The 25,054-nt window shown below is 59.2% G+C and carries 19 protein-coding genes; 10 read left to right on the top strand and 9 right to left on the bottom strand.

Translation table 11 applies throughout. The features are described from left to right. Positions 1-95: 95 nt before the first annotated feature. From LOY31_RS29260 to LOY31_RS29250, 3 genes are all read left to right on the top strand, one after another. Entirely contained in the window at positions 96-722 is a 627-nt protein-coding gene (locus LOY31_RS29260) for a glutathione S-transferase family protein (protein WP_258712675.1), read from the top strand. 45 nt (positions 723-767) lie between these two features. Beyond that, the gene (locus LOY31_RS29255; protein ID WP_258712674.1) at positions 768-2,798 is read left to right on the top strand and encodes a pyridoxamine 5'-phosphate oxidase family protein; all 2,031 of its coding nucleotides are present in this window, start codon (positions 768-770) and stop codon (positions 2,796-2,798) included. A 136-nt stretch (positions 2,799-2,934) separates the two neighbouring features. Then, positions 2,935-5,754, top strand: coding sequence for an ATP-binding protein (locus tag LOY31_RS29250; protein ID WP_258712673.1), 2,820 nt, complete (start codon positions 2,935-2,937; stop codon positions 5,752-5,754). 84 nt (positions 5,755-5,838) lie between these two features. On the opposite strand, the gene LOY31_RS29245 is transcribed toward LOY31_RS29250, so the two are convergent. Genes LOY31_RS29245 through LOY31_RS29210 form a run of 8 tightly spaced genes read right to left on the bottom strand, consistent with a single transcriptional unit; the run spans position 5,839 to position 14,824 of the window. Continuing rightward, positions 5,839-6,969 (bottom strand): glycosyltransferase family 4 protein, encoded by a 1,131-nt coding sequence (locus LOY31_RS29245; protein ID WP_258712671.1) that lies wholly within the window; start codon positions 6,967-6,969, stop codon positions 5,839-5,841. Further along, the gene (locus LOY31_RS29240; protein WP_258712670.1) at positions 6,970-8,100 is read right to left on the bottom strand and encodes a glycosyltransferase family 1 protein; all 1,131 of its coding nucleotides are present in this window, start codon (positions 8,098-8,100) and stop codon (positions 6,970-6,972) included. Beyond that, a complete protein-coding gene (locus tag LOY31_RS29235; protein WP_258712669.1) occupies positions 8,084-9,451 on the bottom strand; it encodes a glycosyltransferase family 1 protein in 1,368 nt (455 codons plus the stop codon). The genes LOY31_RS29240 and LOY31_RS29235 overlap by 17 nt, the downstream gene beginning before the upstream one ends. Next, positions 9,448-10,698 (bottom strand): ABC transporter ATP-binding protein, encoded by a 1,251-nt coding sequence (locus LOY31_RS29230; protein WP_127800772.1) that lies wholly within the window; start codon positions 10,696-10,698, stop codon positions 9,448-9,450. The genes LOY31_RS29235 and LOY31_RS29230 overlap by 4 nt, the downstream gene beginning before the upstream one ends. Then, on the bottom strand, positions 10,698-11,495 hold the full coding sequence (locus LOY31_RS29225) for an ABC transporter permease (protein WP_258712668.1): 798 nt from the start codon (positions 11,493-11,495) through the stop codon (positions 10,698-10,700). The genes LOY31_RS29230 and LOY31_RS29225 overlap by 1 nt, the downstream gene beginning before the upstream one ends. Continuing rightward, entirely contained in the window at positions 11,496-12,938 is a 1,443-nt protein-coding gene (locus LOY31_RS29220) for a mannose-1-phosphate guanylyltransferase/mannose-6-phosphate isomerase (protein WP_258712667.1), read from the bottom strand. A gap of 3 nt (positions 12,939-12,941) precedes the next feature. After that, on the bottom strand, positions 12,942-13,913 hold the full coding sequence (gene gmd / locus LOY31_RS29215) for a GDP-mannose 4,6-dehydratase (RefSeq protein ID WP_007954189.1): 972 nt from the start codon (positions 13,911-13,913) through the stop codon (positions 12,942-12,944). Continuing rightward, positions 13,910-14,824, bottom strand: a complete 915-nt coding sequence (locus LOY31_RS29210) for a GDP-mannose 4,6-dehydratase (RefSeq protein ID WP_258712666.1) — start codon at positions 14,822-14,824, stop codon at positions 13,910-13,912. The genes gmd and LOY31_RS29210 overlap by 4 nt, the downstream gene beginning before the upstream one ends. A gap of 426 nt (positions 14,825-15,250) precedes the next feature. Here LOY31_RS29210 and LOY31_RS29205 point away from each other — a divergent pair, with 426 nt between their 5' ends. Genes LOY31_RS29205 through LOY31_RS29175 form a run of 7 tightly spaced genes read left to right on the top strand, consistent with a single transcriptional unit; the run spans position 15,251 to position 24,319 of the window. Next, positions 15,251-16,798, top strand: a complete 1,548-nt coding sequence (locus LOY31_RS29205; RefSeq protein WP_258712665.1) for a glycosyltransferase — start codon at positions 15,251-15,253, stop codon at positions 16,796-16,798. Then, positions 16,792-18,096, top strand: a complete 1,305-nt coding sequence (locus LOY31_RS29200) for a glycosyltransferase (protein WP_258712664.1) — start codon at positions 16,792-16,794, stop codon at positions 18,094-18,096. The genes LOY31_RS29205 and LOY31_RS29200 overlap by 7 nt, the downstream gene beginning before the upstream one ends. Continuing rightward, entirely contained in the window at positions 18,093-18,989 is an 897-nt protein-coding gene (locus LOY31_RS29195) for a class I SAM-dependent methyltransferase (protein ID WP_258712663.1), read from the top strand. The genes LOY31_RS29200 and LOY31_RS29195 overlap by 4 nt, the downstream gene beginning before the upstream one ends. Next, entirely contained in the window at positions 18,986-20,140 is a 1,155-nt protein-coding gene (locus LOY31_RS29190; RefSeq protein WP_258712662.1) for an acyltransferase, read from the top strand. The genes LOY31_RS29195 and LOY31_RS29190 overlap by 4 nt, the downstream gene beginning before the upstream one ends. Then, positions 20,134-20,952: a class I SAM-dependent methyltransferase gene (locus LOY31_RS29185; protein ID WP_007954201.1), complete on the top strand. Its 819-nt coding sequence runs from the start codon at positions 20,134-20,136 to the stop codon at positions 20,950-20,952. Before LOY31_RS29190 ends, LOY31_RS29185 begins: the two co-directional genes overlap by 7 nt. 48 nt (positions 20,953-21,000) lie before the next feature. After that, entirely contained in the window at positions 21,001-22,194 is a 1,194-nt protein-coding gene (locus LOY31_RS29180) for a DUF3142 domain-containing protein (RefSeq protein ID WP_258712661.1), read from the top strand. Then, entirely contained in the window at positions 22,181-24,319 is a 2,139-nt protein-coding gene (locus LOY31_RS29175) for a hypothetical protein (RefSeq protein ID WP_258712660.1), read from the top strand. Before LOY31_RS29180 ends, LOY31_RS29175 begins: the two co-directional genes overlap by 14 nt. On the opposite strand, the gene LOY31_RS29170 is transcribed toward LOY31_RS29175, so the two are convergent. After that, complete coding sequence (locus LOY31_RS29170; protein WP_258712659.1) at positions 24,316-24,945, bottom strand: LysE family translocator; 630 nt, start codon at positions 24,943-24,945, stop codon at positions 24,316-24,318. The two genes, LOY31_RS29175 and LOY31_RS29170, sit on opposite strands and share 4 nt — an antisense overlap. Positions 24,946-25,054 lie beyond the last annotated feature (109 nt).

Here is a 25,054-nt window from a genome sequence, read left to right as displayed (position 1 = left end):
TTTGCTGGTGATTCTGTTGTTTTCGCGATAGGTGGAAGATGGCTGCCACGGCCGCCGTCCATCCTGAACGGCGCATTCGTTCAGCGGAGTCGACCATGCAAGCGATCAAACTCTACAACTTCCCGCGTTCCGGCCACGCCCATCGCGTCGAACTGATGCTGTCCCTGCTGCAATTGCCGACCGAGCTGGTGTTTGTCGATCTCGCCAAAGGCGAGCACAAACAGCCCGGTTACCTGGCCATCAACAGCTTCGGGCAAGTGCCGGCCATCGATGACAACGGCGTGGTGCTGGCCGACTCCAACGCAATCCTCGTCTACCTGGCTCAGAAATACGGCAACGGCCGCTGGCTGCCGACCGATCCGATCGGCGCCGCGCATGTACAGCGCTGGTTATCCGCGGCTGCCGGTCCGATTGCTTTCGGTCCCGCCGCCGCACGCCTGATCACGGTGTTCGGGGCGAAGTTCAACGCCGAAGAAGTCATCACCCGTGCGCACAACTTTCTCAAGGTGATGGATGCGGAACTGGGCAAAACCCCGTACCTGACCGGCACTGAGCCCACTATTGCCGATGTCTCGGCCTACAGTTACATCGCCCATGCGCCGGAAGGCAATGTGTCGCTGGACGACTACGCTAACGTTCGCGCCTGGCTGGCGCGTATCGAAGCGTTGCCCGGTTTTGTCGGCATGCCGCGCACCGTCGCCGGTCTGCAAACCACCGCCTGACATTGATCATCCACACTGCGCCGACGGTGCAGGGGAGAGGCCGAGATGGAACGTTCACCGTGGCACGCTGGCGAGCAACAGTTGCAGGCCCATGTCGGCGTTGCCGAACGCATGGCGGAATTCGGTCGTAAGGTGATTCGCACCTGGATGCCGGATCAGCACCGTCAGTTCTATCAGCAATTGCCCTTCATGCTGTACGGCGCGGTGGATGCCGAGGGCCGTCCCTGGGCCAGCCTGCTGGAGGGCGAACCGGGTTTCGCCCACTCTCCCGAGCCGACGCAACTGCAGTTCGCCAGTCTTCCGGCTGCCGATGATCCGGCGCAGTTGCAGGCCGGTGCCGCGATCGGATTGCTTGGCATCGAGCTGCATACTCGCCGGCGCAATCGGCTCAATGGCCATATTGTCAGCCTTGATGCGGACGGTTTTGCGCTGACGGTGGATCAGTCGTTCGGTAACTGCCCACAGTACATTCAGCTGCGCCAGTTTCAGCGGGTGCCACTGACGGATCCGCAGACCCGCAAGGCCGAACACCGTGACAGCCTCGATGACGCCGCCATAGCGATGATCGAGAGCGCCGACACTTTCTTCGTCGCCAGTTACGTTGATGTCGAAGGTGAGCGTTCAGTCGATGTTTCCCACCGCGGCGGTCAGCCAGGTTTTGTGCGGATCGAAGGCAATCGCCTGACAATCCCTGATTTTGCCGGCAATCTGCACTTCAATACCCTAGGCAACCTGCTGCTCAATCCCTTGGCCGGGTTGCTGTTCATCGACTTTTCCACAGGCGATGTGTTGCAGCTCAGCGGCCGCACCGAGGTCATTCTCGAAGCGCCGCAAATCGAAGCCTTTCAGGGCGCCGAGCGGTTGTGGACATTTGAAGTGGAGAAACTGGTTCGACGTCCGGCGGCATTGGCTCTGCGCTGGCGTTTCGACGGCATGTCACCCACCAGCCTGCTGACCGGCACCTGGGCTCAGGCCGATGCGCGGTTGCAGGCGCAAGCGCTGGGGGATGCCTGGCGTCCGATGCGCGTGACACGGATTGAAAAGGAAAGCCGCCACATCCGCTCGATTTATCTGGAGCCGGACGATGGCGCGGGTCTTCCGGTGTTTCTGGCCGGGCAGCATCTGCCGCTGCGGTTCAACCTCGATGGCGAGATGCACATCCGCACTTACAGCCTGTCGGGCGCGCCTTCGGATGATTTCTTCCGGATCAGCGTGAAACGCGAAGGGCGGGTGTCGACGCACCTTCATGAACAGATTCGCGTCGGCGATGTGCTGGAGGCTCGTTCTCCACAGGGGCATTTCACCGTGGCTGCGCTGGAGCGCAAGCCATTGGTGCTGCTCGCCGCCGGGGTCGGCATCACGCCGTTGCTGTCGATGTTGCGTGAGGTGGTGTACCAAGGTCTGCGGACTCGGCGGATTCGTCCGACATTGTTTGTTCAGAGTTCCCGCAGCCTTGCCGACCAGCCGTTTCGCGCGGAGCTGGATCGGTTGCTGGAGGATGCCGGTGACGCCGTGAAGGTGTTGCGAGTGCTCAGCCAGCCAGAGGACGATCTGGTGCAAGGCGAGGATTTCGATATTCGCGGTCGCATTGATGGCGATCTATTGCGCAATCTGCTGACGCTGGAAGATTTTGATCAGGTCGACTTTGTGCTCTGTGGCCCCGGCGGTTTTACCCAGGGCATCTACGACACGTTGCGTGAACTGGATGTGCGGGACGGGCAAATACACGCGGAAACCTTCGGCCCTTCGACCCTCAAGCGCCAACCCGATCCGGATGCGATCGTGATCGAGCAATTGCCCGCCGCGACCACGTCGGTGCCGGTGTTGTTCGAGCGTTCGGCCAAGGAAGCGCGCTGGCAGCCCGATGGCGGCAGTTTGCTGGAGCTGGCGGAAAGCCGCGGCCTGCGCCCGGAATTCAGTTGCCGCGGTGGTTCGTGCGGCACCTGCAAGACGCGGCTGATCAGCGGCGCGGTGAATTATCCACAGCCTCCGGCGGAAGTGCCGGAGGAGGGGCAGGTGCTGATCTGCTGCGCGGTGCCTGCGCAGAGTGCCCAGCCGTTAGTGCTGGATTTGTAAACAAAAAAGAGTTGTAGAGGGTGAATTGTCTTTGAACACATGTCACTAAGGTATTGTATCGCTAAATTTTTAGCATATTTCGTGCTATAAAACTGGTGCCAGATTCGGTAAGAATATTTTAGGAGTTCATAGAAGAATGCGTATTGTTAGCTTGGAAGCTGCATTTAGAAAATCTTGTCGTCGACATCCACATCTAAAACTCTTAGAGTCTCAGTGGCGATTCGACAAAGAATTAATATCTAAAGCTCTCCAAAATATCAGTAGCATTTTTCCTCATTACAGCCGTCATGATGCCTCTCATTCAAAGCAAATTATTGTAAATATTGAAAGATTACTTGGCGATAAAATTGAATATCTTAGCGCTACAGATATGTGGCTAATCTTAGAAGCTGCTTACAATCATGATATAGGGATGATTGTTACTCATAAGCAGATTCAAGATATGGAAAGCCCAGCATTCGCTGAGTTTGTTAGAGATATCGCAATGCAAACTGAAGATCCACTCCATGATTTTGCCGAAAAGTGGATTGCCGAGCAAGCGATAGTTCCAAGTGGGGCAGCAGCCCATGCGTTTTTTAATGAATATATTCAACTTATTGCCGAGTGGTATCGCAGGAAGCATCCTGAAAATTCAGCTAATATTATTAATGATCCTTTCTACGAAATAGGACTTGACTCTCCACGCAATGAGCTACTCCCGAAGAGATTGTTTGGGACTCTAGCTTCTATTTGTAAGGCGCATGGGCAAAGCTTCGAAGAAATGATGGCTCTTCCTTTTGCAGAAGCAGGCATGGCAACTGAAGATTGTCACCCTCGTTATGTTGCAGCACTTCTTCGAATGGGTGACTTACTCGATATAGATGACAATCGTTTTTGCCCTGTTATGATGCGAATGAGTGGAGAAAAACTACCATCTACGAGTCACGCTCACTTAGATAAGCATAAGAGCATACGGCATTTCAGATTGAACTCTGAAAGGATAGAGATTGAAGCTGTTTGTCCAACGCCGGAGTCCTATGTAGTTGCATATGAATGGTTTGAATGGCTAGAGAGGGAGTACCATAAACAATCTCAACGATGGCACAAAATAGTACCGTCGAAAAAACTTGGTAGACTGCCAACACTTTCACCCCCAGATGTTTCACTTGTAAAACCATACGTTGTGCTAGAGAAAGGAAAGAAGCCAGGATTTAATGTTGATCAGGATGAAATTCTCAAGTTATTGAGAAGCACAGGGTTGTATTCCTCAAAATTCGAAAGTGTGCGAGAGATTCTGCAGAATGCTGTTGATTCCACTCTGTTATCTATTTGGGTCGAAAATAGAGAGCTTATCAAGGAAACTAACCCACTTTCAGATATTTTGAGTGAGATTTATGATAGAAAAAAAATAGATGTTCAGTTTTCTATCCATGGTATCGATGAACGTCTTCTGACTATGACCGTTAAAGATAGAGGGGCGGGGATCAGTAAAAATGATTTGAAAACCATATTAAAGGTTGGAGGATCAACGAAAAATAAAGCTAAGCAGAGTCTAGTTGAGAACATGCCGCAATGGTTTAAACCGTCAGGTAATTTCGGTATTGGTTTGCAAAGCATATATTTGCTTTCTGATAGTTTTTCAATTACTACAAAAAGTATATTTAGCCATGAGGCTATGAGAATTAGCTTTTCTAAAACAAATGAGAATCCAGTAATAATCGAAGACTTACCAAGCGATTCTATAGACTACGGTGCAATCATCAAAGTTGATATAGTGGTTGCTCCCTTCCCATCTAGAATGAGTGTCCCATTTGGAACAGAAGGCGAGCAGCTGTTGAGAAAGCTAAATGTCTATGATTTTACAGATGAAGAAACAGATCTGAGTGGTTATGAAGAAATAAATTTATTTCGTGCAGTTCATGATTTTAGCAAAGGCAGTCCGATCAAAATTATTGCTTCAGATGAAACTTTGAGCAAAGAAGGTAGTAGAGCGTACTTCAGTAAAAAACATAATACAATTTTGTCTAGTGTGGAGTTTTTTGATTTCGGGTCTGGAAGATTTAGGACTCTTTTTAGAGGCCAAGAATTTAGTGATTTGCATCCATCGATACCGATGGTTGCATGTTGTATTGATTATTATGGCTACCAGGCTAGCGATTTCATTTCTTACAATAGGGAAAAAATACTAAAAGAGGCGAAAGAAAAGGCAGCTGAGGATCTCGTTGGAAGTCTTTTAGAGTACGTAGACAAGTATTTTCTTGAGTTTTCACCTGAAGATAAAATATTTGCGGCCGTTTTTTATATATTGAATCAATCCAGTGAAGTGGAACGGGATAAGTACAAGTCGTACGTGCTTTCTCATTTTATTAAATTTGAAAAGCATCAGCCTATAAAGTTATCTAATGTTTTGGAGTTGGTAGAAAACGGTACGATTAACAAAGTTATCATGAATTTATCTCATAAAGAAATTGGTAACGTATATGGTGATGGAACATATGTTTTGCACGGTGGGGCTCAGGAGGCAAACTTAAAGCTTATACTAAGATTTTCAAATGAGGCAGGCCTGTATTTGCAAGAAAGTAGTCAAAAGGACAGCGTGACACCCCTAATTTCTTTTTTTAAAGATGATGTTTGCCCCTTGTGTCATCAATATTTTAAAGATGTTTTGACCGGAAACGGGAATGTCTTTTGGGAGATCGGGAATAGGGTTCTCTTTCCTGTATGGGGGGAATTTCGAAAACTAGAAATAGAAAAATCCATTCCTTGGGCAAGAATTATTAGAACTAAGTCTCAAAACGCTGGATATATGGTTCTTCCAGGGAAGTTTGGTGTTAGAGGCGATCCGTTAGAGTTTGATTTAAGTGATAGGTTTGTTAGTTGGGTACACGATAATTTGAAAGATAAAAGCGTGAGTCGTGCTGATATTAAAGCTTTATATATTAAGCTTGTCAGCTATATGGAAGAGATACTTGCTTAAATAGTTTTTTTGAATTTCCAAGGTTTCTGATAAGTAAATTCAGAAACCTTGATTGAAGGATAGTTATGTCTTCCAATTAGAAAGTCAGGCGTAGGACAACGCCTTTTCCTCCAGCAGCTCCTGATACAACTCGGTCCACTTGCGGCCCATTTCGTCGGCTGTGAATAACTGCCGATAGCGGGCCTCAGCCTTGAGGCCCATTTCGGCGGCGCGGGCCGGGTTTTCCCACAGGGTGCGCATCGCTTCGCGAAACGCCTGTGGATGACTCGGTGGCACCACCAGTCCCGTCTCGTTGTGGATATTGATGTAGCTGGTGCCGGTGCCGATCTCGCTGGAGATCATCGGCTTGCCGTACATCGCGCCTTCCAGCAGCGAAATGCCGAACGCTTCCGAGCGCAGATGCGAAGGGAAGACGATGGCGTAGCTCAGTTGCAGCAGGGCGACCTTATCTTCATCGCTCAAACGGCCGAGGAAGTGAATGTTGCGCAGGTCCAGCGCGGCGGCCTGGGCGTGCAGTTCCTGTTCCAATGGGCCGGCGCCGACGATCACCACCGGGTAGTCCACATCCTTCAATGCATCGAGCAGGATGTGCAGGCCTTTGTAATAGCGCATCACCCCGACAAACAGGAAAAACTTATCCCCAAGCTGCTGGCGCCAGCGGTTCATGCGCTCGACGTCGGGCTGTGGATAACCGGCCTTGTTCAAGCCATACGGGATGACGCGGGTCTTGTCCTGGAATTGCTGCAATACATCGCTGGTGTGCAGGTAGTTCGGCGAAGCCGCGACAATCCGGTCGGCACTGGCGAGGAAGCGGTTCATCAGCGGGCGATAGAGTTTGAGCAGGTGCTTCTGGCGAATGATGTCCGAGTGGTACGTCACCACCGTCGGTTTGTTCACGCCGCTGGCGAAGTGCACCAGATCCATGAATGGCCAAGGGAAGTGATAGTTGATCACGTCGGCTTCGGCGGCCAGTTCGCGAAACTGCTTGAACACGCTCCAGGAAAAACCCGTGGAGGCGAACTGGATATCCAGTTTTGCCCGATGCACTTCGTGCTGGCCGAGGCGTACCACGGCAGGTTCGGGATTGGCGCTGAGAGTCAGCACCTGGCCGTCGATGCCGTGCTGGGCGCCACTCTCGCAGAGTTGAAAGATGACTTGCTCGATACCGCCGACCGAGTCAGGCAGGTACGTTTTGAAAAAATGCAGAACTCGCATTCAACCTCCCATGGCCTGGTGGTAGGCGCCGGCCGTGGCCTGCGCGCAACGCTTCCAGGAAAAAAGCCGTGCCTGCTGCAATCCGGCTTCCCGGCATGCCTGCCAGTGCGCTCGATCATCGATCAGTCGGCTCATCGCATCACGCAAGCCGTCTGCATCGTCAGCTTCAATATAGTTGCCGGCGTCCCCCGCCACTTCCGGCATGGCCGAAGAGCGGGTGAGTACCACCGGTGTGCCGCTGGCCATCGCTTCCAGCACCGGCAGGCCGAAACCTTCATACAGCGACGGAAAAATCAGCGCCCGGGCGCCGGCCAGCAGTTGCGCCACTTGTTCATCGGGCAAGTAGCCGAGCAGGCACACGTGCCCGCAAGCCAGCGCTTGCTGCAATTCTTCACTGAACTGGTCGCGCTGCCAGCCGGCCATGCCGACGATCAACAGCGGAAAACGCTGGCGCACCAGGTCTGGCAACAGCGCGTGGGCGCGCAGGGCCAGGTTCAGGTTCTTGCGCGGCTCCAGAGTGCCGACGCAGAGGAAATACTCCCGGAACTCGACCGCATGGGCCTTGAGCACCGCATCGATGTCTTGCGGCTCGCGCGGATGGAAACGCTCGGCGACACCCAGCGGCGCGACCACGAAGCGCTCGGCGGGCAATCCGAAATAGTCCCGGGCCTCGTCAGCGATGGCTTGCGAGTCGGTCAGAATGATCCGCGCCTGGCGTACGCCGTCGGCGAGCCGCCGCTCGATTTCCCGCAGCCGTGCCGGTGGCTGGGTCTCGGGGAAATGCAGGTGCGTGAGATCGTGCAGGGTGATCACGGTCGGGCCATCGAAGGCCAGCGGCCACAGGCTCGGTTCGTGATACAGATCGACCGGTTGCGCAGGGCCCTGATCGAAGCGTTTCTGCTCCAGCCAGCGGCGCGCCTGATAGGCGCCGGGGATCTGCCGCAGCAATGGCGTCAGGCGCGAATAACCGGGCATCGCCGCTTCCGGCAGTTGCGAGCTCCAGCCCCAGCCATGGAACAGCGCCATCTCGATATCGGTTTCAGCGTGCAAGGCATTCACCAGTTCGGCCACGTAATGGCCAATGCCGGTGCGCGGCGCCTGGAGGATTCGGGCGTTAAGGGCTATGCGCATGTTGCCTCGCTGGCACCTGAGGCGCCTCCAGCACATGGCGCGCGGTACGCTCGGCCAGTTGCGCGCTGGCTTCACGCCAGCCGATCCATTGCCAGTCGCTGACATCGCGGGCGGCGGGGAATCGACCGTTGCGCTCAAAGGTCTGCACCAGCTCGGCGAGACTTTGCGGCGATTGCAGATCGAAATACGCCATGAATTCACCGCCAATCTCGCGGAACACCGGGATGTCGCTGCCCATCGCCGGCAACCCGCGCTGCATGGCTTCCACCAGCGGCAGGCCGAAACCTTCGACGAACGACGGAAACACCAGTGCGCTGGCATGGGCGTAGGCGTGCTCAAGGCTGGTGTCGCTCAAGTCGTTGAACATGAACAGGCGCCGGTTCAGCTCGGGATGATGGCGAATCCGGGCGAGCAGCGCGTCGCACTTCCAGCCAATGCGCCCGGCAATGCACAACCGGGCGTTCGAACCGTTTGCCCACGCATGGTCGAAGGCATCCAGCAGATAGTCGTGGTTCTTGCGCGGCTCGATGGTGCTGACCATCAGGAACACCGGTTCGGGTGTGGCGAATAGCTGTTGCAGACGCGGTTTGACGGCGGCTTCGACGCTTTGCAGATCCAGCTCCGAACCGAGGTGAAAGTAGTCGAACCAGCGTTTGCCGACTTGTGCCGAACCAAGGCGACGTTGCAGTTCTGCATGCACCTGATCGCGCACCGTGGCTGAAATCGCCATGAAGCCGTCGGCATTGCGGGCGATCCAGTCGAACCACTCGCTGTACACCTCGACCAGCCGCGTGTCGTAGAACTGCGGGTGGGACAGGGGAATCAGGTCGTAGATCACCGCAACGATGCCCAGACCTTCGTGCTTGAGGCGCTCGGCATGAAGGAAAAAGTCAGAATGCCAGGACGAATCCAGCAGCACCAGTTGATCGCCCGGCTGGTGTTGCAGCGGTTCGCAGCGTTGAGGCAATTGATAGCGATTGACCTGCCCGACCAGCCGCAACGGTACTCCGAATGCACCGAACGAGGTCAGGCGATAGCCGACGTACAACAGGCGTCTTGCCAGTTTTGTGCGGCAACGCGTGTCAAGCCGCTGATGCAGTTGCCAGAAGCGATGGGCCAGCCGCTCCAGGCGTTCGCCAAACGTGACGATGGCATTGAACAGCGGCGAATCCAGCGGCGCCAGACGCTTCACACGGTATAGCTGGCCCTTGAGCAGAACCACCGGTACGCATTCGACGCCTTCGGCGCTCGGCGGCAACTGTTTGATGACATTGCGCACCACCCGCTGGATCCCCGAATTGACCTTCGGGTGTTTGAACACGTGGGTGCATTCGACCAGCAGGCGGGTCATGGCGCACGCTCCGCGAGGCTGTCCGCATGGCGGGTGATCGAGGTGCTGGCGCCCAGCCAGGAACAGCCGACGAAATCTTCCCGACGGTTGTTGATCACGTGGAACACCAGGCCGTAGTCACGCCATTCGAAGTTGCGGTCCAGGTGCGAATCCAGCCGCGACAGGCTAAGGGCGATTGAATAGTTGCCCTTGCCCAGGCCCATGACGAACGCGAAGCGATAGGTGATGCGCTCGCCTGCGCGCAGGTCATCCAGCGCCTGATTCTGGCGGTGGGTATTGATGCCGTACATGGCTTGGCCGAGGCGATCCTTGATCATGAAGCCGAGCACCAGCCGTTCGATGTCCTGGCGGATTTCCACCTCGACTTCCAGCGTCACCGGCTGACCGACTTCGGCGGCTTCGATCGAACGTTCGCGTTCATCGAGCAGGCGCACGCTGAGGATCCCGGCCTCGCCGGTGCCGGACACGGTGCGCACCTGGCCGCCATCGAGCAGTTCCTGGCGCACGGTCTGGCCTTCGCGTTCGGCGAGCAGGGCGTTGTAGTAATCCATGACCGCTTCGGGCTTGTCGTGCATGACCATGTGGCCGCCTTCGAGCAGGATCGCCGAGTCGCAGATCGACTGGATCGCCGAACGGTCGTGGGACACGATCAACAGTGTGGTGCCGGCCTTGCGGAAGCTGCGGATGCGGTCGAAGCTCTTGTGCTGAAAGTAGGCGTCGCCCACCGACAGCGCTTCGTCGACGATCAGGATGTCGGGGCGGCGCGCGGTGGCAACGCTGAAGGCCAGGCGCATCTGCATGCCGCTGGAATAGGTGCGCACCGGGTGATCGATGGCCTCGCCGATTTCCGCAAAGCGTTCGATGTCGGGCATCAGTGCTTCGATGTCTTCGACCTGCATGCCCAGCAGTTGCCCGGCCATCACCGCATTCTGTCGACCGGTGAAGTCCGGGTGAAAACCCATGCCCAGTTCCAGCAGCGCCGCGACCCGGCCCTCGAGCTGGATCTGGCCGCAGGTGGGTTGAGTGGTGCCGGTGATCATTTTCAGCAGGGTGCTTTTGCCGGCGCCGTTGACCCCGACAATGCCCACCGCTTCACCGGGGGCGATTTCGAAATTCACATCCTGCAGCACCCAGTGCTGGCGATGACGCATGGGCGAAAACGGAATCAGCCATTCGGCCAGACGGCTCCAGCGAGTGGGGTACTGCTTGTAGGCCTTGCCCAGGCCGGTGACGCGTATGTGCCCCATCAGAGTTCATCCACCATTTCGCCGACCCGGCGGCGGAACAGGCGCAGGCCGACCGCGCACAACAGCAGGCCGATCACGAAGATCGGCACCAGCGAACTCCACACCGGCCACTGACCGTAGAGAAACAGGTTCTGGTAACTGCCGATCAGGTTGGTCAGCGGATTGAGCTGCAGCAGGCGCTGCACCCACTCGGGCAGGATGCTCAGCGGGTACACGATCGGCGTCAGCCAGAACCAGAATTGCAGGCAGATGGCGAACAATTGCCCGACATCGCGAAAGAACACGTTGAGCACGCCGAGGATCATCCCCAGCCCGGCGCAGAACAGCACTTGCAGCGCCAGCAGCGGCACCAGTGCCAACAGGGCCATGCCCGGCCAGCGTCCGGTGATCAACAGAAAACCGAGGAACAGGCCGATGATGATCGCGAAGTTGATGCCGGCATTGAGCAACACGATCACCGGCAGACACAGGCGCGGGAAGCTGATTTTCTTCAGCAGGTTGGCGTTTTCCAGAAACATGTTCTGGCTGCGCAGGGTGATTTCCGAGAACAGGCCCCAGGTCAGCAGCCCGGCACACAGGTAGACGCTGTAGGCCATGCCGTCGTCCACGCCGGGCAGACGGGCGCGCATGATGTGGGAAAAGATCACCGTGTACACGATGATCATCGACAGCGGGTTGAGTACCGTCCACAGCGCGCCGAACAGCGAATTGCGATACCGCGCTTGAAACTCCCGCTTGACGCTACCGAGGATGAAACCCCGGTAGTCGTGCAGCGAGCGGTACAGGGAAAGCAGCATTCACACCGTCCTGCCATATTGGTCTTCGAAGCGGACGATGTCGTCCTCTCCCAGGTATTCGCCACTTTGCACTTCGATGATCACCAGGTCGATCACGCCGGGGTTCTCCAGACGATGCTTGTGACCGGCGGCGATGAACGTTGATTCGTTTTTCGCCACCAGGGTCGTGCCGCTGCCGTTGTTGGTGACCTTGGCCATGCCTTCGACCACCACCCAGTGCTCATTGCGGTGATGGTGCATCTGCAACGACAGCTTGCCGCCGGGTTTGACCACGATGCGTTTGATCTTGAAGCGCGGGCCTTCCTCGAGCACGGTGTAGGTGCCCCACGGACGGCTGACCGTACGATGCAGGCGATAGGCCTCGTGGGATTTGTCCTTGAGCTGCTTGGCCACCCGCCGCACATCCTGCGCACGGTCGGCATGGGCCACCAGCACGGCGTCGGCGGTGTCGATGACGATCAGGTCTTCCACACCCACAGCGGCCACCAGCCGGCCTTCGCTTTGAACGAAGTTATTGCGGCTGTCGATGAAGATCGCTTCTCCGCTCGCACGGTTGTTATCCGCGTCGGCCGGCACCAGCGCGGCGACTGCGCCCCACGAACCGATGTCGCTCCAGTCGAAACCGGCGGGCACCACCACGACTTTCTCTGAACGCTCCATCAACGCGTAGTCGATGGAGATGTCGGTGATCTCGGCGAACAGCTGCGGCGACAGTTCCTGTTGCAGATAACCCGTGGTTTCCAGCGGTTCGCTGGCGGCCATGCAGGCGCGGGTCTGCTCCAGCAGCTCGGGGGCGTGGAGCTCCAGCTCGGCGATCAGGGTCGCGGTGGTGAAGCAGAACATCCCCGAGTTCCACAGGAAGTTGCCGCTTTCCAGGTAATGGGTGGCGGTTTGCAGATCGGGTTTTTCCACAAAACGCTGCACTTTGGCCGCGCCTCTGGCATCCAGCGGCGCTCCTGTTTCTATGTAGCCGAAGCCGGTTTCCGGGGTAGTCGGCACTACGCCGAAGGTCACCAGATAACCGTCCTTCGCCAGGTTGACCGCGTGCTCGACTGCACTCTTGAGCGCGTCTTCATTGACGATCAAATGGTCGGCGGGCATCACCACCATGATTGCCGCATCACCGTGCAGGGCTTGCAGCGACAGTGCTGCCGCCGCGATGGCCGGCGCGGTGTTGCGTCCGGTGGGCTCGAGCAGGAAGTGCCCGCGATGCCGGGACAGGCGCGCGGCCTGATAGTGATCCTTGCTCTGGAAGTAGTACTCGCGATTGGTCACCGTGACGATGTCGCCCCAGCCGTCCAGCAGCGCGGCGGCGCGGCGGTAGGTCTTGCCCAGCAGCGACTGGCCGTCGGGCAGGGTCATGAACGGCTTGGGATGGCCCTCGCGGGACACCGGCCACAAACGGGTGCCGGCACCGCCGGACAGAATCACGGGGATCAGCATGGCCTACTCCTTGGCGACGCGTTTCATGTCCGCATCCATCATCATGCGGATCAGGGTGTCGAGGTCGGTCTTGGGTTTCCAGCCGAGCACACGCTGGGCCTTGGCCGGGTTGCCGAGCAGCACTTCGACTTCAGCCGGGCGGAAGAACGCCGGATCGATCTTCACGTAGTCGCGGTAGTTGAGACCGACATGATCGAAGGCGATGCGGCACATCTCGCGCACGGTGGTGGTGACGCCGGTGGCGACCACGAAATCGTCAGGCTTGTCCTGTTGCAGCATCAGCCACATGGCCTCGACGTAATCGCCAGCGAAGCCCCAGTCGCGCTTGGCGTCGATGTTGCCCAGGGCCAGCTCCTGCTGTTTGCCCTGCTTGATCCGGGCTGCCGCATCGGTGACCTTGCGGGTCACGAATTCGATGCCGCGCAGTGGCGATTCATGGTTGAACAGAATGCCGCTGCTGGCGTGCAGGTTGAAACTTTCGCGGTAGTTGACGGTGATCCAGTGACCATAGAGCTTGGCCACGCCGTAAGGGCTGCGCGGGTAGAACGGGGTGTTCTCGTCCTGCTGCTCGGCCTGGATCAGGCCGAACATTTCGCTGGTGGAAGCCTGATAGAAACGCGTGTGCGGGCTGAACTGACGGATCGCTTCGAGCAGGTGAGTCACGCCCAGGCCATCGACGATGCCGGTGGTCACCGGTTGGTCCCAGGAAGCCGCGACGAAGCTTTGGGCCGCCAGGTTATACACCTCGTCCGGTGCCGACTTGATCACCGCGCGCTGCACCGAGCAGGCGTCGGCCATGTCGCCGTCCAGGTAAACGATGTCGGCTTCAACGCCCATCTCGCGCAGACGCCATCGCGAGTCGCTGCTGCGTCGTGCCACCAGGCCGTGAACCTTGTAACCCTTGTCGAGCAACAGTCTGGCCAGATAGGCGCCGTCCTGGCCGGTAATCCCTGTGATCAATGCACTTTTTGTCATTCTTGTCGTACTCGCGTCTCCCAGTCGGACAGGATCGCCCGCAGGGATTGTTGTGTAGTGATTTTCGGCGTCCATCCTGTGGTTCGGGCCAGCCGTTGATGGCTGCCACAAACGCGACGCTGATCTGCGCGGCGCATGCGCGCCGGGTCCTGAACCAGTTGCAGCTCGACCTCGGCCAGGTCGCCCATCTGTTCGATGAGGCTGCGGATGCTTTGCTCACGACCTGAGCAAATGTTGTAGACCTGTCCTGGCGTGCCTTTTTCCAGCAACGCGAAGTAGGCCGAAACCACGTCGCCGACATCTAGGAAATCGCGGGTGACATCGATGTCACCGACTTCCAGTTGCGGCGCTTGCAGGCCTTGTTTGATGCGGTTGATCTGTCGCGCGGCGCTGGCGATGACGAAGCTTTCTTTCTGCCCGGTGCCGATGTGGTTGAACGGGCGCGCCACCAGCACCGGCCAGCCTTCGCTCAACCCCCATTGCAGGCTGAGAAATTCGGCCGACAGTTTGCTCACTGCATAAGGATTGCGCGGGCAGGGTGGTTGTTGTTCGGTGATCGGCAGTGCGGGTTCTTCAACCTGGCCGTAGACGTCGCCCGAGCTGACATACAGGAACGTACCCTTGAAGCCCCGGGCCTTGAGTGCCTGCAACAGGTTCAAGGTGCCATGCAGATTGATATCGAAGGTGCGTGCCGGATCGCGAAAGGCTTCGGGAACGAAGGTCTGGCCAGCCAGGTGAATGACCGCATCGGGCAGGTGAGGCCACAGGTCGATGAGGCTGTCCGGTTTTGTCAGGTCGTAGGGTGAGGCGGCAGGCAGCAGCTCCCACGACGCGTCTTCCCCTTGCAGACGTGACTGGATGTGTTGTCCCACGAATCCACTGAGACCCGTGATGAACAGACTTTTTTTCAAACAGCGACCCCTTGGTCTTTAACTTTCACCACTTCCCACAGGCTTTAAGGGAATGTCTGTCAGACCGAGAGAAAAATCCGGCAGAACGACGGGTGAAGCCGTTGTTGTAGTTGTTTGGTTGCCAATCTGTGCCAATTGCGCAGCAATTTCAACCGGCCAAACCGTGACTGGTCAGTTCTCGTCAGAGTAGTCGGGTTTTTCTCGCCGGGCGGTTCCCGAATCCTCGGCGGATGTGTTTAGAATGCCCCTCGTCGCGATCCCCGGCGGCATTTCGCAAGGATCGTGCGACAGGGTCAAACCGAACATTAAAACAAGAACAGAGACGTGCCCGATGACGCAGGACGAACACCGCTGATACCGGTTCGATCCGACGCCCGGCCGTCATAGCGTGAAGTTGCCGGGATGGCGGTTTCACCGTGGGATGCCATGAATTTCATTCTCTACTCGGACGTCAACGACCGCTCCATCAGCCAGAGTCTCGGGCGTCCCGAATACAGCTACTACTTCGTGCTCAAGGCCTATCGCCCGGTGCTGGAAAGCCTGGGTCGGGTGCATGTGGTATCCAGCCGCGCCGAAGTCGATCCACTCTATCGAGCCCTGCTCGGTGCCGGTGAAAGCAGCGTTTTCCTGTCATTCACGCCGCCGCAAAATACGCCGACCGACGTTGAATGCCCGACGATCTGCGTGATCGCATGGGAGTTCGATTCGATCCCCGGCGAGTCGTGGGACGATGATCCGCGCCACGACTGGACGCAGATGCTCGCACGACAGGGACGGGTCATCACGCTGTCGAGCCACACCGCCCGCGCGATTCACCGCGCCATGGGCGAGGACTTTCCGGTACTCGTGCTGCCGACGCCTTTGTGGGAAAACTTCGCCGCCATTCGTGAGCAGCACGTCAGTGCGCCGATCAATCCAGGCGCGACCCTGGCGATCAAGGGCTGCATTTTCGACAGCCGTACGCTGGGACTGTCTGCCGACGATTTGCTGCCCAAACCGCTGACCGCCGAACAACTGGCTGAAATCGAGGCACTGCGCCCGCCACCGCTGACGGTCAAACGACGCCTGGTCATTGCCCGCCATTATCTGCGTCTGTGGTTGCTGGGCGCGGGTGAAGAACGGGTGAAATTCCTGCACCACTGGTACTGGGAAGGTGTGCAGGATCTGCTGTCGGACAGCGCACACGCCTGGCTTGAAAAACGTTTCCCGGCCATCGCCGCTCCGCATGCGGTGGCGGTGGTCGAGCCACCCCCGCTGGATCTGCCGGACACCTCTTCTGTGGTCGAGACCGCGGTGGAAGGCGTGATCTACGTCACCGTGTTCAACCCCAAAGACGGGCGCAAGAACTGGCACCACCTGATCACCGCGTTCTGCTGGGCCTTTCGCGAAACGCCCGACGCGACGCTGGTGCTGAAGATTACCCAGAACGATCTGGCGTCCTACTACAGCGAACTGATGACCCTGCTTGCGCAACTGACACCGTTCGCCTGCCGGGTGCTGGTGATGCACGGTTATCTGGACGATGCGCAATACGCGCGGCTCTACAAGGCTGCGAGTTTCTACGTGAACGCCTCACGCTGCGAAGGCCTGTGCCTGCCATTGATGGAGTTCATGTCCAGCGGCAAACCGGTGATCGCCCCGGACCACACGGCCATGGAAGATTACATCGACGACACGGTGGCCTTCGTCGTGCAGTCCAGCGAAGAGCTGACGATCTGGCCCCAGGACACCCGCATCCTCTACCGCACCCTGCGCTATCGACCGGACTGGGCTTCGCTCAAAAGCGCCTATGAGCACAGCTACCGGATGGCCAAGGCACAGCCGCAGGAATACGCGCGCATGTCTGCCGCCGCTGTCGAACGCATGCACGACTACTGCGCGTTTGCTCCGGTACAGCGGCGCATGGCGGACTTTTTCGGCCTCGTGCCGCTGGCTGCCGATGCCGCCCCTGTGACGGACAACGCCTCATGCTGATCATCATTCATTCGGAAACCAACCAGCACACCATCGCGCAGAACCTGGGGCGTTCGGAGTACAGCTATTATTTCGTGCTCAAGGAGTACCGGCCGGTGCTCGAACGCCTTGGGCGTGTGGTGGAAGTCGTCGATCCGGCGCGCGAAGTCGATGCGTTGTATCTGGAATGCCTGTCCCGTGGCGAGCCCTGCGTGTTCCTGTCGTTCTCGCCGCCGCACCGAACGCCGATCCACCTGGCATGTCCGACGTTGCCGGTGTTCGCCTGGGAATTCAGCACCATCCCCAACGAACCCTTCGACAACGAGCCGCGCAATGACTGGCGCACGGTGCTCCGGGCCTGCGGCGCGGCGATCACCCATTCCACCTACACGGTCAACGCCGTGCGCGAAGCCATGGGCGCCGATTACCCGATTGTCGCGGTGCCGGCGCCGGTGTGGGATCGCTTCGCGGCCCGGGGCGCGCAGCTTCAGGGGCAGGCCTCGACAGGGCCGGTGCGCCTGACGATCAAAGGGCTGGTCGTCGACAGCCGTCAGCTCGATCTCAATGCGTTCGGCCCGAAACACCTGCGCCGTGGCAAAGGCATCGATTTCCAGGCGCCGGTTCGCGAGCAGGAGCTGCTGCTGGACGGTGTCGTCTACACATCGGTGTTCAATCCCGGTGACGGGCGCAAGAACTGGGAAGACATGCTCAGCGCTTTCTGCGTGACATTCCGCGACGTCGAAGACGCAACGCTGGTGCTCAAGCTCACGCACCACGATGCCGAAGAAGCGCTCGGCGACATTCTTCATCACCTTTACAAAAACCAGTCCTACCGCTGCCGCATCGTGCTGATTTACGGCTACCTCGCGGACACGGACTACGAGCGTCTGGTGCAGGCCACCCGTTACGTGGTGAACACTTCCTACGGCGAGGGTCAGTGCCTGCCGCTGATGGAATTCATGTCCTGCGGCAAACCGGCCGTGGCGCCGCGCACCACGGCGATGATCGATTACCTGAGCACCGACAACGCGTTCCTGGTCGAGTCCACCGATGAACTCACCGCCTGGCCTCACGACCCGCGCAAGGCGTTCCGCACATTGCGCTACATGACCAACTGGGCGTCGGTCTGTGTGGCCTATCGCGACAGCTATGCAGTGGCGAAGAACGATCCCCAGCGTTATGCGCAAATGTCGGCGCAAGCCGTTGCCAGTCTCCAGGCGTTCTGCAGTCAGGCGGTGGCCGAGCAGCGTTTGCGTGATTTCCTCGCTCAAGTGCAGGAATCTCGCGCTGTCGCTGCAACGGAAGCCACGGGCACATGATCCGCGCATTGCTGAGGCGTTTGCGTCCGGTGGCGCGATCGTTGCCGGTCTCTTTGCCGGTTGCTGCGCCTGAACCGCTGGCTGCCGGCGTGTCGCCGCGGGACGTCGGCCTGCACGACGCCATGCTCGACGGCTGGTTTCACGGCGACAGTGGCGAGTTGCTCAAGGGCTTTGCCATTGACGCGGACGACACCCTGCTCGACGTGGGTTGCGGTGAGGGCGTAGCGACATTGTTTGCCGTGCGCCAGGGCGCCTCGGTGATCTTCACCGACAGCGAACACGACAAGGTGCGCGATCTTGCCCGGCAAGTCGAAGCGCAGAGCCGCAAGGCCAGCCTCGGTCTGGTCAGCAACAGTCTGCCACTGCCGCTGAGCGACGGCTGTGCGAGCAAGGTCGTGTGCATGGAAGTGCTGGAGCACATCGATCAGCCCGAGCCGTTCATGGCCGAGCTGGTGCGCATGGGCCGTCCCGGTGCGCTGTACCTGCTCAGTGTGCCGGCGCCGGTGGGCGAGCATTTGCAGCAGGGCATTGCCCCGGCGGGTTATTACCAGTCACCCAACCATGTGCAGATCTTCACCCCGGAACGCTTCGCGGCACTGGTGGAGGATGCCGGCCTAGTGATCGAGCATCGTCAGGCCACGGGCTTTTTCTGGGTCATGGGCATGATCTTTTTCTGGGCCAGCGAACGGGCTGGCGGACGTGACCTCGGCGGGGCCGTGCGCGACCGGATCCAGGCGCCGTATCCACCATTGATGGAGAGTTGGGCCAGAACCTGGCAGGACTTGCTGGCGCAGCCCGATGGCTTGGCGATCAAACAGATGCTCGACCGTTTCATGCCCAAGAGTCAGGTGATCATCGCCCGCAAACCGCTCGATGCAGGACGTGTGTCATGAGCGGCAAGCGGATCATGGACATCGAAGTCCTGCGCGCTGTCGCGGTACTCGGCGTGCTGTTTCATCACTTGCAGGGCAGCCTGTTCACCGACCCGGTGCCGCTGCTTGAAAGGGTTCATGCCTGGGCGCAGCCGTGGTGGGGCGTCGACCTGTTTTTTGCGATTTCCGGGTTTGTCATCGCCCGCAGCCTGATCCCGGCGCTGCGCGGCTGCAGCAATCGCCAGGAGTACTGGGAGCAGACGCGCAATTTCTGGCTGCGCCGGGCGTTTCGTCTTCTGCCGTCGGCCTGGCTGTGGCTGGCGCTGATGCTGCTGGCGTGCGTGTTTCTGAATCGATCAGGCGCGTTCGGCACGTGGTCCGCCAACGTCCAGGCCACCCTGGCCGGGGTGCTGCAGTACGCCAATTTCCGCTTTGCCGATGCGTTCTTTCATTACGAATACGGCAGTAGCTTCGTCTACTGGAGCCTGGCGCTGGAGGAGCAGTTCTACCTGTTGTTCCCGCTATTGATCATGCTGTGCCGCAAGCATCTGGTGTGGGCATTGCTGGCGCTGGTGGCGGTGCAATTGTTCACCGTGCGCACGCCGCTGCTGATGGTGATTCGTACCGATGCGCTGGCGCTGGGCGTGCTGTTGGCGATGTGGAGCGTGCAGCCCGGTTATCGCCGCTGGGAGCCGGTATTTCTGCGGCGGCCATGGGCCGGAGTGTTCGCGCTGGTCGGCCTCGGAGCGCTGCTGAGTTTCATGGCCACCGACCGTTTCACTTTTGCCGGTTACCGCATCGGGTCTATCGCCGTGCTCAGCGCCGTACTGGTGTGGATTGCTTCGTACGACCGCAATTACCTGCTGCCGGCCGGGGGCCTGCAACGACTGATGGCATGGATCGGCAGCCGCTCCTACGGCATTTACCTGATCCACATCCCGGCCTATCAACTGGTGCGGGAACTGACCTTCCGTTTGCAGGGCGCCGGTCTGCCGAGCCCGGCCGGGCATCCGATCGTGACGCTGCTGATAGCCGGTGGCCTGATCGTGCTGCTCAGCGAACTCAATTACCGCTTGATCGAAATGCCCATGCGCAATCGAGGCGCCACGCTGGTGAAACGCCTCGCCACCTCGCGAACCGTCGTCTCGTCCTCTGGAGCCACCTCATGCTGAGCCTTCTGAAAAAACTCACGGCGGCTCCGGCCCCCGCACAAGCTGTCGCACCGGTCGCCGACAAGGTGGACCCTTACATGCTCGGCCTGCACGACGCGATGCTCAGCGGCTGGTTCAACCAGGAAACCGGTGAGCTGTTCAAAGGCTTCCCGGTGACCGCTGATGACACCTTGCTCGACGTTGGCTGCGGCGACGGTGGCAACGTGCATTTCTGCGGCATGCGCGGGGCGAAGATCATCATTGCCGACATCGACGGCGCCAAGGTCGAAGCGACTCGCCAGCGCTTGAGCGATACGCCGGCGCGTGGCGTCGAATGCCATGTGACCGACTGCAATCCGCTGCCGATCGCCGATGGCACCGCCACTCGCGTGGTGTCCACTGAAGTCATCGAGCACGTCGACGATCCGGCGCAGTTCCTTGCCGAACTGGTGCGTGTCGGCCAGTCGGGCGCGCTGTATTTGCTAAGTGTGCCGCACCCCAGCTCCGAAGACCTGCAAAAGGACATCGCCGCGCCGGAGTATTTCCAGAAGCCCAACCACATTCGCATCATCAGCGAAGAGCAGTTCAAGGCGATGGTCAGCGAGGCGGGACTCGAGATCATCAGCCATAGCCAGTACGGCTTTTACTGGTCGATGTGGATGATGTTGTTCTGGGAAGCCAAGGTCGAATTCAGCAACCCGGATCATCCGCTGCTCAACCATTGGGCCGATACCTGGCAAGCGGTGCTCGACTCGCCGCGCGGCGCGCAGATCAAGCAGGCGCTGGATGCGGTGGTGGCGAAAAGTCAGGTCATCATTGCCCGCAAGCCCTGAGCGCTTTTGTGTAACCTTGCAGCCTGATGTCTCAGGGATCTGCAAGGTATGCGCTTTATCATCGGGTGGTCAGCCCTGGTGGCTGTGTTGTTGCTGTGTGCTTGTGAACGACAGGACGCAGTGCCGCTCGATCAGCAGCTATATGTCTGGCAACGGCAATGGACGCCAGCCCATGTACAGGCCCTGAACGACAGTCGCAACGACTTTTCGACGTTGCGGGTCTTGGCGTTGCAGGCTTTCCCGAATGCCGGATGGAGTCGGGCACGCGTCGATTCTGCGTTGTTGAAACGCGATGCCCGGCCGCTGATCGCGGTAATTCGCCTCGACGGCCAGCTCAAGGCGCTCGACCCGCAAGCGGTCACGGCGCAAATCCTTCAAGTGCTCGATGACTGGCAAGGGCAGGGGCTCACGCTGGCCGGGGTCGAGATCGACCATGATGCCGGCAGTGCCCGACTGTCGGCCTATACCGAATTCCTCGCTCACTTGCGCGGCGCATTGCCGGCCAATCTGCCCCTGAGCATCACCACGCTGCCTGCCTGGCTCGACAGCCCGCAATTACCGGCGCTGCTGGCGACCGTCGACAGCAGTGTGTTGCAGGTGCACGCCGTCAGTGATCCGCGTCGCGGTCTGTTCGATCCCGAGCAGGCGCAGCGCTGGGCCAAGGCCTGGGGGCGGGTGACCGACAAACCGTTTTATCTGGCGCTGCCGGCCTATGGCGTGGCGTTGTTGGCGGATGCCGATGGCGCTCCGGTGGTGGAAAGCGAAGTGCCACTCGAACGGGGTGGCCAGCGACGCGAATTGCTCGCCGATCCACAACAACTGGGCCGGTTGGCCAATGAGTTACGCGAGGATCGCCCGGCGCACCTGGCCGGTCTGATCTGGTTTCGGCTGCCGTTGGCCAACGACCGCAGAGCCTGGAGCCTGAGCACACTGCGTGCGGTCGCCCGAGGCGATGTATTGAGCAGCCAGCTTGGCCTGACGTTTACCGAACAGAACGGCCTGCAAGACATCGCCCTGCGTAACGTCGGCAACCTCGACAGCGCCTGGCCTGCCCGCATCACCCTCAAAGCCCGGGGCTGCGAAGGCGCCGATGCGCTCGCCGGTTATGCGTTGCAACAGACGGCGGATCTGCTTACCTTCACCCGCCTGCGCGACGGCCGATTGCCGGCAGGCGGGCAGCGTGCGATTGGTTGGGCACGCTGCGCAAATATTGATCAAGGAGGTTCGCATGTTGACCCGTAACTGGCCCCGCCATCTGCTTTGCCTGAGCCTCAGCCTGCCGCTGGGCTCGGCGCTGGCCTGCGGCCCGGATTTCCCGATGCGTCTGCTCGACGATCGCGGGCAATCGCTGGCGGAAATGCCGGAGGGCAACTTCAGGTTCGAGATCAGTCGCCTCGGCAAAACCATTGCCGGGCTGAAGAACGTCACCGCCGCCACCCACAATCCGGATGACATCTACGCCGAGGCGCCAGAACCCGCCGAGGTGCGCGCCAAGGCCGAGCAGATCGGCCTGACGCCTGAACAGCAAGTGCTGGTCAAACAACTGCGCAGCCTGACCGATGCACGTCAGGTTGAAGTGGAGGGCGCGAGCCTGCCGGCGGAACTGCGTCTGTATGTGGCGGGCGCCGTGGCGTTCGGCGCCGGTGACCATCAACTGGCTGTCGAGTATTTCCGTCAGTTGCTGGCGCTGCCGGCCGATCAACGTGCGTTGCGCAGCACCTGGGCCGCTTATTCGCTGGGCCGGGCTTTCTTTGCCATGAGCAGCGAAGCGGGCGATGCACTCGAAGCCTTGGAAAACGCCATCGAAGCCTTCCACCAGACGCGGCAACTGAGCATCGACGGTTTCAGCGATCCGTTGGAACTGGGCGTGGCCAGCCTTGGCGAAGAAGCGCGCGCGCTGCGCACGGCGGGTAGTTGGGACAAGGCCATCGAACTCTACGCCACGCAAAACCTGCATGGTTCGAACGTCGGCTACACCTCGCTGAAGCTGTTGATGAACGATCTGGCCGAAGAGCCCGAGGATCGACTGAAGAAGTTGCTGCGTGGCAAAGCCGTGCAGCAACTGGTGACCGCCTCGTTGATCAGCCGGATCGGCTGGTCGTTCGGCGATGAGCCGCCGAACGAGAAGAAGCTGGTCAAGGCGCTGCAAGCGAGTACGCGCGGCAGCCTCGATAACGCTGATCGTCTGGCGGCGATGAATTACCAACAGGGCGATTACGCCAGCGCCAAGGCGTTCCTCGAACACGCTGGCGACAGCGGTCTGGCGTGGTGGCTGCGGGCGAAACTGGCGGTGCGCGATGGCGACAGGAACGCGGCGGCTGCGGCTTATGCGAAAGCCGCGCAAGCGTTCCCGCAGGACGAGTCCTGGGGCGAGCGGCGCACCGCCGACTGGAATCTCGAAAGCGTGCAGCCCAAATGCCGGGTCGAGGGTGAAAGCGCGATTCTGGCGCTGCAACGTGGCGAGTATCTGCAGGCTTTCGATCAGTTGTATCGCAGCCAAAGCATTTACTGGTTCGACGCTGCGACCGTGGCCGAGCGAGTGCTGACGGTCGAGGAACTGAAAAACTATGTTGATAACAACGTCCCGGCACCGCCCGCGCTGAGCCAGCAGGATCGCGACAATTACGTGCCGCTGCCGGTGGCCGCCAGTCTGCGTAATCTGCTGGGGCGGCGTTTGTTGCGTGAGGGGCACTACGAAGAAGCGGTTGGCTATTTCGACAGCGCGGATCTGCAGAACAAGGCGCGGCTCTATGGTGAGCAACGCCTCAAAGCCGATTCGGCATGGTGGCCGACCAAACGTGCCAGCGCACTGTTCAATGCTGCGTGGACTGCCCGTGAGTGGGGCATGGACATCCTGGGCTACGAAATGGCCCCGGATTACGCGACCTTCGGCGGCAACTACAGCCTGGAAACCACCGAACTGAAAGTTGGGCCTTTGGTGAGCGAGGCTGAAGTGCAGCGCCAGAAGGCCAGTGAAGCGCAGCCGGATGAGCGCTATCACTATCGGTTTGTTGCCACGGCGCTGGCCAGCCGTGCGGCGGATAATCTGCCGCACACCAGTCAGGCGTTTGCTGCGGTGTTGTGCTCGGCAGCCGGTTTCAATAGCAGCCTGCAAGAGCAAAGCGCGCTGTATCAGCGATATGTGAAAGAAGGTCCGTACATGGGCTGGGGCGGCTATTTCGGCCAGCAATGCCCTTATCCGGATTTCGCCAACGCAGACAAACGCTACGTCACCCAGGTTGTCGATGCTGTACGCGGAGTGTTGCGACCCTACAAGCGTGCAGTACAGATCGGCACCATTGTCGGGTTGACCTTCATTGCGCTGGTGATCATTACCCGCCGCCAGCGCAAGGCCCGCAAAACCTAAGCCTGCTGGACGAACGTCAGGCGCACGGCAAAGCCGATCAACAGGCTGCCGAACAACCACTGCTGCACTCGCTGGGCCGTCGGGCTGTGTTTCAGCCAGCGGCCCAGCGCGGCGCCGGTCAGGGCGTAGGCGCTGTCGAACAGCAGGCCTGCGCCCACTAGCATCGCGCCGAGCACGGCGAATTGGGTCAGCACCGGTGCGCCATTTGCCACGATGAACTGCGGCAGCAGCACCGAACAGAACAGCAGTGCTTTCGGGTTGAGCAGGTTGGTCAGCAGGCCACGACGGATGGCTGCGTGCCACTGTGCATGACTGTCCGTTACGGTGCCGGCGTCCAGATCCGGCAGCAGCGTGGTGCGCAGGCATTGAATGCCGATCCACAGCAAGTACGCCGCCCCGGCGATCCGCACGCCATCGAACGTCCACGGCGCCGCCTTGAACAGCGCCGCCAACCCCAAAGCGGCTAATGCGACATGACAACCCCGGGCAATCGCAAGACCCACCGCCGTGGCCAGCGCTGCGCCGCGACCCTGGCGGGCGCCGGTTTGCAACAGCAGGATCATGTCCGGACCGGGCAGCAGATAGACCACCGCCAAAGCCAGGAAAAACAGCCAGAGACTCGCCATGTCGCACCCCTTTCGTTGTCGATTCGGTCGCCTCAGTCTAGGGCTGAAGGGCAGGGCAGGTGGTTGCGTAGTCAGCTTCTAAAGGGCGCTGAATTGGCATAATCTGCGC

Origin of the sequence: Pseudomonas sp. B21-021, assembly GCF_024749205.1 — a bacterium.
GTDB lineage: Bacteria > Pseudomonadota > Gammaproteobacteria > Pseudomonadales > Pseudomonadaceae > Aquipseudomonas > Aquipseudomonas paraglycinae.
The sequence above is the reverse complement of the archived record's forward strand: the minus strand, read 5'-3'. Positions and strand labels throughout refer to the sequence as shown.

Bases quoted from the DNA above. Each gene is read 5' to 3' on its own strand.
- LOY31_RS29260 (WP_258712675.1), top strand. From the start codon at position 96: ATGCAAGCGATCAAACTCTACAACTTCCCGCGTTCCGGCCACGCCCAT.
- LOY31_RS29255 (WP_258712674.1), top strand. From the start codon at position 768: ATGGAACGTTCACCGTGGCACGCTGGCGAGCAACAGTTGCAGGCCCAT.
- LOY31_RS29250 (WP_258712673.1), top strand. From the start codon at position 2,935: ATGCGTATTGTTAGCTTGGAAGCTGCATTTAGAAAATCTTGTCGTCGA.
- LOY31_RS29245 (WP_258712671.1), bottom strand. From the start codon at position 6,969: ATGCGAGTTCTGCATTTTTTCAAAACGTACCTGCCTGACTCGGTCGGC.
- LOY31_RS29240 (WP_258712670.1), bottom strand. From the start codon at position 8,100: ATGCGCATAGCCCTTAACGCCCGAATCCTCCAGGCGCCGCGCACCGGC.
- LOY31_RS29235 (WP_258712669.1), bottom strand. From the start codon at position 9,451: ATGACCCGCCTGCTGGTCGAATGCACCCACGTGTTCAAACACCCGAAG.
- LOY31_RS29230 (WP_127800772.1), bottom strand. From the start codon at position 10,698: ATGGGGCACATACGCGTCACCGGCCTGGGCAAGGCCTACAAGCAGTAC.
- LOY31_RS29225 (WP_258712668.1), bottom strand. From the start codon at position 11,495: ATGCTGCTTTCCCTGTACCGCTCGCTGCACGACTACCGGGGTTTCATC.
- LOY31_RS29220 (WP_258712667.1), bottom strand. From the start codon at position 12,938: ATGCTGATCCCCGTGATTCTGTCCGGCGGTGCCGGCACCCGTTTGTGG.
- gmd (WP_007954189.1), bottom strand. From the start codon at position 13,913: ATGACAAAAAGTGCATTGATCACAGGGATTACCGGCCAGGACGGCGCC.
- LOY31_RS29205 (WP_258712665.1), top strand. From the start codon at position 15,251: ATGAATTTCATTCTCTACTCGGACGTCAACGACCGCTCCATCAGCCAG.
- LOY31_RS29200 (WP_258712664.1), top strand. From the start codon at position 16,792: ATGCTGATCATCATTCATTCGGAAACCAACCAGCACACCATCGCGCAG.
- LOY31_RS29195 (WP_258712663.1), top strand. From the start codon at position 18,093: ATGATCCGCGCATTGCTGAGGCGTTTGCGTCCGGTGGCGCGATCGTTG.
- LOY31_RS29190 (WP_258712662.1), top strand. From the start codon at position 18,986: ATGAGCGGCAAGCGGATCATGGACATCGAAGTCCTGCGCGCTGTCGCG.
- LOY31_RS29185 (WP_007954201.1), top strand. From the start codon at position 20,134: ATGCTGAGCCTTCTGAAAAAACTCACGGCGGCTCCGGCCCCCGCACAA.
- LOY31_RS29180 (WP_258712661.1), top strand. From the start codon at position 21,001: ATGCGCTTTATCATCGGGTGGTCAGCCCTGGTGGCTGTGTTGTTGCTG.
- LOY31_RS29175 (WP_258712660.1), top strand. From the start codon at position 22,181: ATGTTGACCCGTAACTGGCCCCGCCATCTGCTTTGCCTGAGCCTCAGC.
- LOY31_RS29170 (WP_258712659.1), bottom strand. From the start codon at position 24,945: ATGGCGAGTCTCTGGCTGTTTTTCCTGGCTTTGGCGGTGGTCTATCTG.